Consider the following 14,564-nt stretch of genomic DNA (forward strand, 5'->3'; position numbering starts at 1 on the left):
CCGGCAATTCCTCGGCCGGCCGGCGGAAGCGCCGCGCGAGGCCCATCCACGCCGCCAGCCGCTCGTCGAGCGCCTGCAGGCGCTCCGGGTCCAGCTCGCCGTGGCGCAGCGTGGCGTGCAGCGTGTGGGCGGCGTCCTGCAGCTGGGCCTGCGCGCTCTTCAGCACCTCGAAGGGATCGCGCAGCGCCGGGTCGTGGTCGAGCACACCTTCGAGCGCACCGATCGCCTGGGCGCTGCGCGCGTCGGCCGAGTCGTCGTCCTCGCTGATCGCGGCCAGCGCCGCCTGCACCGCGTCGATGATGGCCTGCGCGTGGCTCAGGCGGTGGTGCTCGGCGTTGAGCTCCGGCCATTCGTCGGCGCCGGGGGCCAGCTTGTCGAGCTCGGCGATCTGCCATTGCAGCCGCTCGCGCTCGCGTTCCAGGTCGGCCTGGCGGCTGCGCGCGTCGGCGAGCTGTTCGCTTGCGCTGCGCCACGCGCTCCAGGCGGCGGCCAGCGGCGCGGTGTCGAGGCCGGCATAGCCGTCGAGCAGGCCGCGCACCGCGTCGGGCCGCGTCAGGCTCTGCCAGGCGTGCTGCCCGTGGATGTCGACCAGGTGCTCGCCCGCCTCGCGCAGCTGGCCGATGGTGGCCGGGCTGCCGTTGATCCACGCACGGCTCTTGCCCTGGGCGTCGAGCGTGCGGCGCAGCAGCAGGGGGTCGTCGCCACCGTCCTCTTCATCGGCGAAGCCGGCATCGGCCAGCCAGGGCCGCAGCGAGGCCGGCGTGTCGAACTCGGCGCTGATCTCGGCGCGCGTCGCGCCCTCGCGCACCACGCCGGCGTCGCCGCGGTGGCCGAGCGCGAGCTGCAGCGCATCGACCAGGATGGACTTGCCGGCACCGGTCTCGCCGGTGAGCGCGGTGAACCCGGCCTGCAGGTCGAGCTCGAGCGCGGGCACGATGACGAAGTCGCGCAGGGCGATGCGCTTCAGCATGGGGTCTTCCTCAGCGTGCCGCCCACGGCTCAGGAGTGCGCGCCGTCGGGCAGCACACCTTCGTTCCAGTGCAGCTTGCGGCGCAGCGTGGCATAGAAGTTCCAGCCGCGCGGGTGCAGCACGCGCACGCGGTGCTCGCTGCGGCGCACGCAGATGCGGTCGCCGTGCAGCAGGCTGGCGAGGCTCTGGTGGTCGAAGTTCACGCTGGCATCGCGGCCGGCGACGATCTCGATGCGCACCTCGCTGTCGTCGGGCAGCACGATGGGGCGATTGGACAGCGCATGCGGCGCGATCGGCACCATCAGCCAGCCCGAGATGCCCGGGTGCAGGATCGGCCCGCCGGCCGACAGCGCGTAGGCGGTCGAGCCGGTGGGCGACGAGATGATCAGCCCGTCGGCGCGGAAATTGGCCACGAACTGGTCCTGCACATCGACCCGCAGCTCCACCATGCCGGCGCTGGCGCCGCGGCTCACCACCACGTCGTTGACGGCGAAGGTCTCGTAGATCACGTCGAACTCGTCGCCCGAGGGCCGCTTGACGCAGCCTTCCAGCATGGTGCGGTGCTCTTCCTCGTAGTCGCCGGCGATCATGGGTGCGATGGTCTCGCGGAACTCTGCCATCGGGATGTCGGTCATGAAGCCGAGCCGGCCCTGGTTGATGCCGATCAGCGGCACGCCGTAGCGCGCCAGTTGCCGCGCGGTGCCGAGCATGGTGCCGTCGCCGCCGACCACGACCGCCAGGTCGCAGTGCTTGCCGATCTGGGCGGCGTCGAGCGCGCCGTAGTCGGGCAGGCCGACGGCCATGGCGGTGGTGGTGTCGAGCGAGACCTCGAGCCCCTGGTTCGTGAGGAACTCGGCCACGCTGGCAAGCACCTGGCGACTGCCCGGCGCCTGGTATTTGCCGACGAGGGCAGCGTGACGGAAACGGCTCGCCATGGTGAGAGAAATTACACCACAGCCATTCGACGCGGCGCGCACCTCGCCACATGCCCGCAAAACCGCGCCCTACAATGATTTCCACCATGCTCGACGAACGTGCCAAGACCCTGTTGAAGACGCTGGTCGAGCGCTATATCGCCGATGGTCAGCCGGTCGGGTCGCGCACGCTGTCGCGGGCGTCCGGGCTGGAGCTGAGCCCGGCCACCATCCGCAACGTGATGGCCGACCTGGAGGAGCTGGGCCTGATCGCCAGCCCGCACACCAGCGCCGGGCGCATCCCCACGGCGCGCGGCTACCGGCTGTTCGTCGACACCATGCTCACCGCGCGGCCGCTCGACATGGCGCGCAGCGAGCCGGGCCTGGCCGCTGCGCAAGAACAGCTGCAGCCTGACCAGCCGCAGCGCGTGATCACCCATGCGGCCCAGGTGCTGTCCAACCTGTCGCAGTTCGTCGGCGTGGTCACCGCGCCGCGCAAGGCCGGCGTGTTCCACCACATCGAGTTCATGCGCCTGGGCGAGCGGCGCGTGCTGGTGATCCTGGTCTCGCCCGACGGCGACGTGCAGAACCGCGTGATCTTCACCGCGCGCGACCACAGCCCGGCCGAGCTGGTGGAGGCCAGTAACTTCATCAACGCCCACTACAGCGGCCTCAGCATCGAGGCGGTGCGCGAGCGGCTCAAGACCGAGATCGACGCGCTGCGCGGCGAGATCGCCCTGCTGATGCAGGCCGCGGTGCAGTTCGGCAGCGAAGCCGCCGACGGCGAGAACGAGCAGGTGGTGGTCTCGGGCGAGCGCAACCTGCTGACGATGCAGGACTTCTCCAGCGACATGGGCTCGCTGCGCAAGCTGTTCGACCTGTTCGAGCAGAAGACCCAGCTGATGCGCCTGCTCGACGTGAGCAGCCGCGCCGAGGGCGTGCGCATCTACATCGGCGGCGAGAGCCAGATCGTGCCGTTCGAGGAGCTGTCGGTGGTGTCGGCGCCGTACGAGGTGGACGGCAAGATCGTCGGCACGCTGGGCGTCATCGGCCCCACGCGCATGGCGTACGACCGCATGATCCAGATCGTCGACATCACCTCGCGGCTGGTGACGCAGGCGCTGAGCCAGAAGTAGCGCTCAACCCGGCCCGATCATCCGCTCCGGCCGCACCCACGCATCGAACTGCTCGCCCGTCAGGTGCCCCGAGGCCACGGCCGCCTCGCGCAGCGTCAGCCCCTCGGCGTGCGCCTTCTTCGCGATCTGCGCGGCCTTGTCGTAGCCGATGTGCGGGTTCAACGCCGTCACCAGCATCAATGAGCGTTGCAGCAGTTCGGCGATGCGGCCACGGTCCGGCTCGATGCCCCGCGCGCAATGCGCATCGAAGCTGCGCGCGCCGTCGGCCAGCAGCCGGAGGCTCTGCAGCACGTTGTGGATGATCACCGGCTTGTAGACGTTGAGCTCGAAGTTGCCCGACGCGCCGGCGACGTTCACCGCCACGTCGTTGCCCAGCACCTGGCAGCACGCCATCGTCAAAGCCTCGCACTGCGTGGGGTTCACCTTGCCGGGCATGATGGAACTGCCCGGCTCGTTCTCCGGAATGCGCAGCTCGCCCAGCCCCGAGCGCGGGCCCGAGGCCAGCCAGCGCACGTCGTTGGCGATCTTCATCAGCGACGCCGCCAGCGTCTTCAGCGCGCCGTGCGCATGCACCAGCGCGTCGTGCGCCGCCAGCGCCTCGAACTTGTTGGGCGCCGACACGAAGTCGGTCCCCGCGGCCTGCGACAGCGCCTGCGCCACCCGCGTGCCGAACTCCGGGTGCGCATTGAGCCCGGTGCCCACCGCGGTGCCGCCCAGCGCCAGCTCGCGCAGGTGCGGCAGCGCGGCGCGCAGATGGCCGATGCCGTGCGCCAGCTGCGCCACCCAGCCCGACATCTCCTGCCCCAGGCTCAGCGGCGTGGCGTCCTGCAGGTGGGTGCGGCCGATCTTCACCAGCTCGGCGTAGGCGCGTGCCTTGCCGGCCAGCGTGTCGTGCAGCGTGGCCAGCGCCGGCAGCAGCGCGTCCTCGATCGCGCGGACCGCGGCCACGTTCATCGCGGTGGGGAACACGTCGTTCGACGACTGCCCGCGGTTCACCTCGTCGTTCGGATGCACGAGCCGCTGCTCGCCCACCGGCCCGCCCAGCAGCTGCGAGGCACGGTTGGCCAGCACCTCGTTCATGTTCATGTTGCTCTGCGTGCCCGAGCCGGTCTGCCACAGCGACAGCGGAAACTCGTCGGCATGCTGTCCGGCGATCACCTCGTCGGCCGCGGCGATGATGGCCTCGGCCTTGCGCGCGTCGAGCACGCCCAGGTCGCGGTTCACCTGGGCGGCGCAGCGCTTCACCAGCGCCAGCGCCAGCAGCAGCTCCGGCGGCATGCGCTCGGTGGAGATGTCGAAGTGGTGCAGCGAACGCTGCGTCTGCGCCCCCCACAGCCGGTCGCCGGGCACGGCGATGTCGCCGAAGCTGTCGCGTTCGATGCGCGCTGGGGTCGTCGTGGGTGTCGTCATGGCGTGCCTCCCGATCGCAGGGCCAGAGCCATGGTAGCGATGCCTACAATCCGCGCTGGTGCCGGGTCGATCGCCTTCCTGGAAGCAAGCGCTTCGCGGAACGCCATGGTCCCGAGCAAGGGGCCGTTAGCTCAGTTGGTTAGAGCAGAGGACTCATAATCCTTTGGTCGTTGGTTCAAGTCCAACACGGCCTACCAGCAAACACCAAGCGATCTGCGCGCGGTCCCCGGGCGGCGTCATCGTTGGCCGAGATCAGCCTTCGAGCTGTATTCTCTAAATACAGCGTAACTTGAGTAAATCAAGATTACAGCCTATAGTGCGTTTAACGACGCTACCAACGAGCGGCTGTATGGACGAGTTCCCGGTGCGCACGGCAGACCAGCTTCCCGGCCTGCTGCAGAGCTTTCGCAAGGCGGCCGGCCTGACGCAGGCAGACCTTGCCGCACGGCTCGGGGTCACGCAGCAGACGCTGTCTGCGCTCGAGCGCAATGCAGGCACCGTCAGCGCGGCCCGGCTGATGAAGCTGCTCAGCATCCTCGACGTCGAGCTCGTGCTGAGGCAACGGGGGCCTTCAGGTGCCGCTTCACCCAAGGCGGGCGGCGCACCCGGCGGGCCCGGCAAGGCGCAGTGGTAGCTGCCGATGGGAAGGCGATCGCACACGCGCACGCTCGCCTTGTGGATGAACGGCGAGCGGGTGGGGGCCTGGAGCGCCTCGCCCGCCGGAGACGAGTTGCGCTACGACGCGGGCTGGTTGCGTTCGCCGCAGGTGAGGCCGCTGTCCCTGTCATTGCCCTTCAGGCCGGGCAATCCGCCGCACAAGGGCAACGCCGTCCGTGACTACTTCGAGAACCTGCTCCCGGACAGCCGACCGATCCGTGAACGTCTGGCACGCCGGTTCAAGACAGCGACCACAGACGCCTTCGACCTGCTGACCGAGATCGGCCGCGATTGCGTCGGTGCGCTGCAGATCCTGCCCGACGGGCAGGACCCCGGCGATGTGAAGACCGTCCAGGCCCGGCCGCTCGACGAGGCGGGTGTGGCGCGGGCGCTGAACGCCACGCTCATGCCCAGCGGCTTCGACCAACGAACCGCGGACGCGGACGAGTTCCGCATCTCGATCGCCGGTGCACAGGAGAAGACGGCGCTGCTGTGGCACGAGGGTCGGTGGTGGCGTCCGACGGGATCGACACCCACCACCCACATCCTGAAGTTGCCGCTGGGCCTGGTGGGGAACATGAAGCTCGACCTGCGCGACTCGGTGGAGAACGAATGGCTGTGCGCCCAGGTGCTGGAGGCCTACGGCCTGCCCGTCGCGCGCTGCCACCCGCTGGCGTTCGAGGGTCAGCGCGTCCTCGGCGTCGAGCGTTTCGACCGGATGTGGGCAGACGATGGCGCCTGGATCATTCGCCTGCCGCAGGAAGACATGTGCCAGGCCACCGGCACGCCGGCACACGCCAAATACGAGGCCGACGGCGGCCCGGGCATCGACCGCATTCTGGAGGTGCTGAACGCCTCGCGTCGTCGCGTTCAGGACCGTGAGAACTTCTTCCGGGCCCAGCTGATGTTCTGGCTGATGTGCGCGCCGGACGGGCATGCCAAGAACTTCAGCATCGCGCTGCACGCGGGCGGTGCCTTCTCGATGACGCCGCTCTACGACGTGGTGTCCGCCTATCCCGTGCTGGGCAACGGCCTCAACCGGATTTCTCCGCATCGCGTCAAGCTGGCGATGGCGCTGCGTTGCACCAACGCGCACTGGCGCATGCGCGACTTCCTGCGCCGGCATTGGGAGGCGATCGGGCGACGGGGCGGGATCGTGTCTGCGTCGGGGCAGGGCGTGGACAGGTTGATCCAGGACGTCATCGACAGGACCCCCGTCGCATTGGACGCGGTGGCCGCGAAGCTGCCTGCCGGCTTTCCTGCGCACGTTGCCGACTCGATCTTGAATGGCATCGCCGCCGCCGTGCGCAAGCTCGAGGCGGCGAACACCGCGTGAAGGCTGATCAAGCCGCCGTCGCCCGCGGCCCCTCACCCAGTCCCGGCAGCTCGCCGGCCGGGACCGGCCGCCCGAACAGGTAGCCCTGACCCAGGGCGCAGCCCATGCGCAGCAGGCGCGTGGCGTCGGCTTCGGTCTCGATGCCCTCGGCGACGGCCGGCACGCCCAGGCTGCGCGACAGGCCGATGATGGCGTCCACCACCTTGGCGCTCTGCGGTCGTTCGCGCAGCGTGTGCACGAACGAGCGGTCGATCTTGATCTTGTCGAAGTCCAGCTCCGCCAGGTAGGCGAGGCTGGAGTGGCCGGTGCCGAAGTCGTCGAGCGTGACGGTGAAGCCCGCCAGCTTCAGGTCGCGCATCACGCGGCGCGCTGCGGAGGTGTCGCGCACCAGCGCGGTCTCGGTCAGTTCCACGTCCAGCCGCGCCGGCGGCACGCCGTGCTCGGCCAGCAGGGCCAGCAGCTGCGGCACCAGCGTCTCGTCCTGGATCTGCTGAGGCGCCACGTTCACCGACACGCGCCAGTGCGCCGGCAGGCCCGGCAGTTCGGCCAAGGCGCTGCGCAGCACGGCCAGCATCAGCGTGCCGATCAGGCCCGCGTCCTCGGCCAGCGCGATGAACTGCGCCGGCGGCAGCAGCCCACGCTGCGGGTGCTGCCAGCGCGCCAGCAGTTCCACCGACTGCACGCGCTGGCTGTTCAGCTCGACGATGGGCTGGAAGTAGGCCACGAACTCGCCGCGGGTGAGACCGTCCCGCATGGCCTGTTCCAGTGCGGCGCGCTCGGCCACCAGCTCGTCGAGGCCCACGTTGTAGAAGCTCAGGCCGCCACGGCTCTCGGCCTTGGCGCGGTAGAGCGCCGAGTCGGCCTTGCGCAGCAGTTCGTCGGCGTCGCGCCCGTCGTCCGGGAAGCGGGCGATGCCCACCGTCGCGCCGATGGTCACGCTGAGCGGCCCGATCTGCATCGGCTCGCTCATCGCGCGCACCACGCGTTCGGCCAGGTGGTGCGCCGCCGAGGGCTGCACGTCGTCGCCCACCAGCACCACGAACTCGTCGCCGCCGTAGCGCGCGCAGGTCTCGCCGCCACGCAGGATGTGGCTCAGGCGCCGCGCCACTTCCTTCAGCACCCGGTCGCCCACCAGGTGGCCGTGGCGGTCGTTGATCGGCTTGAAGCGGTCCAGGTCGATCATCAGCACCGCGAGGTGGGTGCCGGCCCGTTCGGCGCGCGCCATGGCGGCGGCCATCTCGTCGTGCAGTGCCGCGCGGTTGGGCAGGCCGGTGAGCAGGTCGCTGGCGGCCAGGTGCTTCACGCGCTGCTCGGCATGCAGGAAGCGCGTGCGCGAGCCGGCCAGGCGGCGCCAGAGAAAGGCCCCGAGCAGCCCGCCGCACACCAGCAACCCGACCCCGAACAGTGCATTGCGGCGCCGCAGTGTGCTGATCTCGTTCCTGGCGGCGGTCACCGTGGCTTCGCTGAAGTCGGCGATGGCCTGCTGCAGCAGGCCGGATTGCTCGCGGTAGCGATCGCCCTCGAAGATCTTGCGCGCGATGTCGGCCGCGCCCACGGTCACCGCCTCGAAGGCCGATTCGCGCATGTCTTCCAGTTCGGTGGTCGCGCTGCGCGTCTCGCTGTCGAAGCGCTCGATGGCGTGGGCCGGCGCCAGGCTGCGAGCCTCGGCCTGCAGGCGCTCGAACTCGAGCCGCTGCCTGTCGAAGCGCTCCACCCAGCGCGGCTGGCCGGTGATCACGGCCATATGGGCGGCCGTGGTCCGCTCCAGGTCCACCAGGCGCATCGCCCCGGCCACGCGCAGGGCCTCGGCGTGGCGGCGCGCGGCGGCCTGCTCGGCGGTGCTGGACAGCCAGCGCTCGCCGACCAGCATGGCGAGCAGGACCGCCGCACCCACCAGCACCAGGCCCAGGGCGCGGCGGGCCTCGCCCATCGCCTGCCCGACGATCGACGCCGTGGGCAGCAGGTTGCCCGACGCATCGGCCGATTCGGCGGGCGCCCGCGTGTCGCGGCCGTCCGCGGCCGGGGCGTTGGCGGCGTCTAGGGCAGGGCGGCGGAGCATGGGCGTGGCAGGAACAAGTAACAAGTCGCCGGGACGGGATCTCCCTCAACTTCGGCCGAATGTAGCCCGGCTTGAATGCCGCCGGGCCTGCCCGGGCGTGGCGCACCCAATACCGGTGCGGTATGAGTCACACGGCGCAAAGGTATTGGACGCCCCGACACGCCGATTTCTAAACTGCCTGCAACGACATCGAGGAACGCCGTGCGGACGCTGCAGCATTTCATCAACGGCGAGTTCACCTCGTCTTCCCAGGGCAAGACCTTCTCCAAGCGCTCGCCGGTGGACAACCGGGTGATCGCCAGCGTGGCCGAGGCCGGCGAGGCGGAGGTCGACGCCGCGGTGACGGCGGCGCGCCGCGCGCTGCACGGCGACTGGGCGCGGCTCGGCACCGAGAAGCGGGTGGCCCTGCTGCACGCCGTGGCCGACGAGATCACGCGCCGCTTCGACGACTTCGTCGAGGCCGAGGAGGCCGACACCGGGCAGCCGCACCATGTGATCGCGCACGCCTTCGTGCCGCGCGGCGCGGCCAACTTCAAGGTCTTCGCCGACGTGGTGAAGAACGTGCCGGCCGAGTCCTTCCAGATGGAAACGCCCGACGGCCGCGGCGCGCTGAACTACGCGATCCGCAAGCCCAAGGGCGTGATCGCGGTGGTCTGCCCGTGGAACGCGCCGCTGCTGCTGATGACCTGGAAGGTCGGCCCGGCGCTGGCCTGCGGCAACACGGTGGTCGTCAAGCCGTCCGAGGAAACGCCGCTGTCGGCCACGCTGCTGGGCGAGGTGATGAACACGGTCGGTGTGCCGCCGGGCGTCTACAACGTGGTGCACGGCTTCGGCCCCGGCGCCGCGGGCGAGTTCCTGACCCGCCACGACGGCGTGGATGCCATCACCTTCACCGGCGAGACGCGCACCGGCACCGCCATCATGAAGGCCGCTGCCGACGGCATCCGCGACGTGTCCTTCGAGCTCGGCGGCAAGAACGCCGGCATCGTGTTCGCCGATGCCGACTTCGACGCCGCGGTCGACGGCATCTTCCGCTCGGCCTTCATGAACACCGGCCAGGTCTGCCTGGGCACCGAGCGCGTCTACGTCGAGCGGCCGCTGTTCGAGCGCTTCGTGCAGGCGCTCAAGCTGCGCTGCGAGGCGGTGAAGTTCGGCCGGCCCAGCGACCCGGGCGCCAACTACGGGCCGCTGATCAGCCAGGAGCACCGCCGCAAGGTGCTGTCCTACTACGAGCGCGCGGTCGCCGAGGGCGCCACCGTCGTGACCGGCGGCGGCGTGCCGCCGATGCCGGCCGAACTGGCCGAAGGCGCCTGGGTCCAGCCCACGATCTGGACCGGCCTGCCCGAGACCGCCAGCGTGGTGCGCGAGGAGATCTTCGGGCCCTGCTGCCACGTCCGGCCGTTCGACAGCGAGGACGAGGTGGTGGTGCTGGCCAACGCCAACCGCTACGGCCTGTCGACCACGCTGTGGACGCGCGACCTGGCCCGCGCCCACCGTGTGGCAGCCGCCATCGAGGTGGGCATCACCTGGGTCAACAGCTGGTTCCTGCGCGACCTGCGCACGCCGTTCGGCGGCTCGAAGCAGTCGGGCATCGGCCGCGAAGGGGGCGTGCACTCGCTGGAGTTCTACACCGACCTGCGCAACGTCTGCATCAAGCTCTGAGACGGCCGCGACAGCACCATGATGAACAACGAAACCATCGAACGCTACGGCGACGAGCTGTACGAGGCGCTGCTCGCGCGCCGCGTCGTGGCGCCGCTGCTGGAGCGCGAGCCGCAGATCCGCGTCGAGGACGCCTACCGCATCCAGCTGCACATGGTGGCGCGCCGCGTGGCGGCCGGCGAGCGCGTGGTCGGCAAGAAGATCGGCGTGACCAGCAAGCCGGTGCAGGACTTCCTGGGCGTCTACGAGCCCGACTTCGGCCAGCTCACCTCGGGCATGGCGCGCAGCGAGGCCGAGGGCGTGGACCTTGGCGCGCTGATCCAGCCCAAGGCCGAGGCCGAACTGGCCTTCGTGCTGGAGCGCGACCTGGCCGGTCCGGGCGTGACCGCCGCCGACGTGATCCGCGCCACCGCCTATGTCAGCCCCTGCTTCGAGATCGTCGATTCGCGCATCCGCGACTGGAAGATCAAGATCCAGGACACGGTAGCCGACAACGCCTCCTGCGGCGTCTACCTGCTCGGCGACGCCAAGGCCCACCCGCGTAATCTCGACGTGGCGCTGGCCGGCATGGTGCTCGAGAAGAACGGCGAGCTGCACTCCACCGGCGTCGGCGCCGCGGTGCAGGGCTCGCCGGTGCATGCGGTGGCCTGGCTGGCCAACACGCTGGGCGCGCTGGGCCTGCCGTTCCGGGCGGGCGAGGTGATCCTGTCCGGCTCGCAGTCGGCGCTGGTGCCGGTGATCGACGGCGACGAGCTGGTGTGCACCATCGGCGGCCTGGGCACCTGCCGCGCGCGTTTCCACGGAAGGAGTGCCCTGTGACCCTCACGCTGAGCCGCTCGGACATCGAGCGCCTGGCCGATCGCGTGGAGGCGGCGCAGGACCACGCCCGCGCGATCCCCAAGCTGACCGACGATTACCCGCGCATGGGCCTGGCCGACGGCTATGCGGTGCAGTCCGAGCTGCGCCGCCGCCGCATCCGGCAGGGCCACCGGCTGGTGGGCTGGAAGGCCGGCCTCACCTCCAAGGCCAAGATGCTGCAGATGGGCGTGGACGTGCCCTCGATCGGCTTCCTGATGTCGAACATGGCCCGCACCGACAACGCCGAGGTGCGCACCGACGACCTGGTGCACCCGCGCGTCGAGTGCGAGGTGGCCTTCGTGACGAAGAAGGACCTGCACGGGCCCCACTGCACGCGCGACGAGGTGCTGGCCGCGACCGACTTCGTGCTGCCCGCCATCGAGGTGATCGACTCGCGCTTCGCCGGCTTCAAGTTCGACCTGCCCAGCGTGGTGGCCGACAACGGCTCGTCGGCGCGCTTCGTGACCGGCGCGCGGGTGCGCGACGTCGCCGACCTCGACCTGCGCACGCTGGGCGTGGTGTTCGAGAAGAACGGCGTCTCGATCGGCATGGGCGCCACGGCCGCCGTGCTGGGCCATCCCGCCGAGGCGGTGGCGATGCTGGTGCGCGTGCTGGCCGAGCTCGACGAACAGCTGCCGGCCGGCAGCTTCGTGATGAGTGGCGGCATCACCGAGGCGGTGGCCGTGACGGCGGGGGACCACGTCGTCGCGCGCTACCAGGACCTCGGCAGTGTGTCGGTCCGCTTCATCTGAAGAAACTACGGCGAAGGAATTCCATCATGCCCATCATCCAGATGAACCTGCTCGAAGGCCGCACGGTCGAGCAGAAGCGCAACGTGGTCGCGGCCATCACCGAGGCGGTGGTGCGCACGCTGGACGTGCGGCCCGACCAGGTGCGCATCCTGATCAACGAACTCGGCGTCGAGCACTTCTCGGTCGCCGGCCAGACCGCGGCCATGCGTCAGGCCGCCGCTGCGAACGCGAAGGACCTGTGATGGCGACGAAGAAGATCCGCTGTGCCCTGATCGGCTCCGGCAACATCGGCACCGACCTGATCTACAAGTTGAAGCGCAGCGCGGTGCTGGAGCCGGTGTGGATGGTCGGCATCGACGCCGCCTCCGAAGGCCTGCAGCGCGCCCGCGACCTGGGCCTGAAGACCACCGCCGAGGGCGTGGACGGCCTGCTGCCGCATGTGAAGGCCGACGGCATCCAGATCGCCTTCGACGCCACCAGCGCCTACGTGCACCCCGAGAACTCGCGCAAGCTCAATGCGCTGGGCGTGCTGATGGTCGACCTCACGCCCGCGGCCGTGGGCCCGCTGTGCGTGCCGCCGGTCAACCTGCGCGAGCATGCCGCCAAGCTGGAGATGAACGTCAACATGATCTCCTGCGCCGGCCAGGCCACCATCCCCATCGTGCATGCCGTCGCGCGCGTGCAGCCGGTCGACTACGCCGAGATCGTGGCCAGCCTCGCCTCCAAGTCCATCGGCCCGGGCACGCGTGCCAACCTCGACGAGTTCACCTACACCACCTCCGACGCGCTGGTGCGCGTGGGCGGCGCGCGGCGCGGCAAGGCGCTGGCGATCATCAACCCGGCCGAGCCGCCGATGATCATGCGCAACACCATCAACTGCCTGACCGACGACGAGCCGCAGCAGGCCCGCATCATCGACTCGGTGCTGTCGATGATCGAGGAGGTGCAGCAGTACGTGCCCGGCTACAAGCTGGTCAACGGCCCGGTGTTCGACGGCAAGCGCGTCAGCGTGTTCATGCAGGTGGCCGGCCTCGGCGACTACCTGCCCACCTATGCCGGCAACCTGGACATCATGACCGCGGCGGCCTGCCGCACCGCGGAGATGTTCGCCGAGGAGATCCTCGCCGGCACGCTGCAACTCACCCCCGTGAAGGAGGCTGCCTGATGAGCGCCACACGTTCGATGGAACCCGACCTGCGTGGCCGCAAGGTCCTGCTGCACGACATGTGCCTGCGCGACGGCATGCATGCCAAGCGCGAGCAGATCCCGGTGGAGCAGATGGTCAAGGTGGCGATGGCGCTCGACGCCGCCGGCGTGCCGCTGATCCAGGTGACGCATGGCGCCGGCCTGGGCGGCAACTCGCTGCAGCACGGCTTCGCGCTGGCCAGCAACGAGGCCTACCTCAGCGCCGTGGCGCCGAAGATGAAGCAGGCCAAGATCTCGGTGCTGCTGATCCCCGGCCTGGGCACGATGCGCGAGCTGCAGTCGGCCTACGACTGCGGCGCGCGCAGCGTCACCGTGGCCACCCACTGCACCGAGGCCGACACCGCGCCGCAGCACATCGCCTATGCGCGCAAGCTCGGCATGGACACGGTGGGCTTCCTGATGATGGCGCACCTGAACGACCCCGAAGGGCTCGCGAAGCAGGGCAAGCTGATGGAGGACTACGGCGCGCAGACCGTCTACGTGACCGACTCCGCCGGCTACATGCTGCCGGCCGACGTGCGCGCCCGCGTGGCCGCACTGCGCGCGGTGCTGAAGCCCGAGACCGAGATCGGCTTCCACGGCCACCACAACCTGGGCATGGGCATCGCCAACTCCATCGCGGCCATCGAGGAGGGCGCGAGCCGCATCGACGGTTCGGTGGCCGGGCTGGGCGCCGGGGCCGGCAACACGCCGCTGGAGGTGTTCCTCGCGGTCTGCGACCGCATGGGCATCGAGACCGGCGTCGATCTCTTCAAGCTGATGGACGTGGCCGAGGACGTGATCGTGCCGATGATGGACACCTGGTGCGCGTGGACCGCGAGTCGCTGACGCTGGGCTTCGCCGGCGTGTACTCCACCTTCCTGCTGCACGCCAAGCGCGCGGCGGCGCGCTTCGGCGTGCCGGCGCGCGAGATCCTGGTCGAGCTGGGTCGCCGCAAGATGATCGGCGGCCAGGAAGACATGATCGAGGACACCGCGATGAGCATGGCCAAGGAACGCGGCCTGCTGAAGGACGTGAGCCGCAAGGCCGCTTGAGGAGGACAGGAACGTGAGCCAGAAACCCAAGGACATCGCCGTCGTCGTGGGCGCCACCGGCGCAATGGGCGCCGTGATCAGCCGGCGCCTCGCCGCCGAAGGCCTGAGCGTGCTCGCCGTGGCCCGCAAGGCCGACGCGCTGGCCTCGCTGGTGGACACCACGCCCGGCGTGCGGCCCTGCGTGGCCGACATCTCCAACGACTCGTCCATCGACGCCATCCAGGCCGCGCTCGATGCGCCGGTGCGCATGGTGGTGCACGGCCCCGGCGTGGCCACCGCGGGCGGCGTGCTGGTGGCGCCGACCGCGGCGGTGGTGGACGCGGTGAACATCAAGGTCGGCGGCATGATCCGGCTGGTGCGCGCGGTCGACGGCAAGCTGGTGCGCGGCTCGCGGCTGGTGGCCATCGGCGGGCACTACGGCTCCGAGCCCAACCCCTGGGCCGCGACCGCCGGCGTGGGCAATGCGGCGCTGACCAACCTGATGCGCCAGTATTCGTGGGCCTACGGTGCGCGCGGCGTGACGGCGCATGTGGTGCAGCCCGGCCCGGCCGACACCGACCGGCTGCGCCG

General features: G+C 70.3%; 13 protein-coding genes, 1 tRNA gene and 1 pseudogene. 11 read left to right on the forward strand and 4 right to left on the reverse strand.

The genetic code is table 11. The features are described 5' to 3' along the window. Together x551_RS11515 and x551_RS11520 are read right to left on the reverse strand one after the other, a co-directional pair. Nucleotides 1–970: AAA family ATPase (locus tag x551_RS11515; protein WP_036248594.1), on the reverse strand; the 970-nt coding region annotated here is incomplete at its 3' end. A 29-nt stretch (nt 971–999) separates the two neighbouring features. Next, a complete protein-coding gene (locus tag x551_RS11520; protein WP_011830908.1) occupies nt 1,000–1,905 on the reverse strand; it encodes an NAD kinase in 906 nt (301 codons plus the stop codon). An 86-nt stretch (nt 1,906–1,991) separates the two neighbouring features. Between x551_RS11520 and hrcA the strand changes: the two genes are divergently transcribed. Further along, entirely contained in the window at nt 1,992–3,020 is a 1,029-nt protein-coding gene (gene hrcA / locus x551_RS11525; RefSeq protein ID WP_011830907.1) for a heat-inducible transcriptional repressor HrcA, read from the forward strand. A 3-nt stretch (nt 3,021–3,023) separates the two neighbouring features. On the opposite strand, the gene fumC is transcribed toward hrcA, so the two are convergent. After that, a complete protein-coding gene (fumC, locus tag x551_RS11530) occupies nt 3,024–4,430 on the reverse strand; it encodes a class II fumarate hydratase (RefSeq protein WP_036233548.1) in 1,407 nt (468 codons plus the stop codon). A gap of 120 nt (nt 4,431–4,550) precedes the next feature. On the opposite strand from fumC, the gene x551_RS11535 reads away from it, so the two are divergent. From x551_RS11535 to x551_RS11545, 3 genes are all read left to right on the forward strand, one after another. Continuing rightward, a tRNA-Ile gene (locus tag x551_RS11535) sits at nt 4,551–4,627 on the forward strand. A 152-nt stretch (nt 4,628–4,779) separates the two neighbouring features. Further along, a complete protein-coding gene (locus x551_RS11540; RefSeq protein WP_036233546.1) occupies nt 4,780–5,064 on the forward strand; it encodes a helix-turn-helix transcriptional regulator in 285 nt (94 codons plus the stop codon). Nucleotides 5,065–5,070: 6 nt separating this feature from the next. Further along, nucleotides 5,071–6,423 (forward strand): type II toxin-antitoxin system HipA family toxin, encoded by a 1,353-nt coding sequence (locus x551_RS11545; protein WP_036233543.1) that lies wholly within the window; start codon nt 5,071–5,073, stop codon nt 6,421–6,423. A 7-nt stretch (nt 6,424–6,430) separates the two neighbouring features. On the opposite strand, the gene x551_RS23470 is transcribed toward x551_RS11545, so the two are convergent. Then, entirely contained in the window at nt 6,431–8,482 is a 2,052-nt protein-coding gene (locus x551_RS23470) for an EAL domain-containing protein (RefSeq protein ID WP_051495793.1), read from the reverse strand. Between the two features lie 201 nt (nt 8,483–8,683). On the opposite strand from x551_RS23470, the gene x551_RS11555 reads away from it, so the two are divergent. The 7 genes and pseudogenes from x551_RS11555 to x551_RS11585 form a co-directional block, all read left to right on the forward strand. Continuing rightward, on the forward strand, nt 8,684–10,144 hold the full coding sequence (locus tag x551_RS11555; protein WP_036248596.1) for a 2-hydroxymuconic semialdehyde dehydrogenase: 1,461 nt from the start codon (nt 8,684–8,686) through the stop codon (nt 10,142–10,144). A gap of 21 nt (nt 10,145–10,165) precedes the next feature. Beyond that, a complete protein-coding gene (gene dmpE, locus x551_RS11560; protein WP_036233554.1) occupies nt 10,166–10,963 on the forward strand; it encodes a 2-oxopent-4-enoate hydratase in 798 nt (265 codons plus the stop codon). Continuing rightward, nucleotides 10,960–11,754 (forward strand): 2-oxo-3-hexenedioate decarboxylase, encoded by a 795-nt coding sequence (gene dmpH, locus x551_RS11565; RefSeq protein ID WP_036233541.1) that lies wholly within the window; start codon nt 10,960–10,962, stop codon nt 11,752–11,754. The genes dmpE and dmpH overlap by 4 nt, the downstream gene beginning before the upstream one ends. Before the next feature lie 26 nt (nt 11,755–11,780). Further along, the gene (locus x551_RS11570) at nt 11,781–11,996 is read left to right on the forward strand and encodes a 2-hydroxymuconate tautomerase (RefSeq protein WP_036233539.1); all 216 of its coding nucleotides are present in this window, start codon (nt 11,781–11,783) and stop codon (nt 11,994–11,996) included. Beyond that, entirely contained in the window at nt 11,996–12,919 is a 924-nt protein-coding gene (locus tag x551_RS11575) for an acetaldehyde dehydrogenase (acetylating) (RefSeq protein ID WP_036233537.1), read from the forward strand. The genes x551_RS11570 and x551_RS11575 overlap by 1 nt, the downstream gene beginning before the upstream one ends. Continuing rightward, nucleotides 12,919–13,994, forward strand: a pseudogene (gene dmpG / locus x551_RS11580) (4-hydroxy-2-oxovalerate aldolase). The gene x551_RS11575 and the pseudogene dmpG overlap by 1 nt, the downstream one beginning before the upstream one ends. A 13-nt stretch (nt 13,995–14,007) precedes the next feature. Further along, nucleotides 14,008–14,564: SDR family oxidoreductase (locus x551_RS11585; protein ID WP_036248599.1), on the forward strand; the 557-nt coding region annotated here is incomplete at its 3' end.

This window comes from Methylibium sp. T29 (genome assembly GCF_000576205.1).
In the GTDB taxonomy this organism is placed as follows: Bacteria; Pseudomonadota; Gammaproteobacteria; order Burkholderiales; family Burkholderiaceae_C; genus Methylibium; species Methylibium petroleiphilum.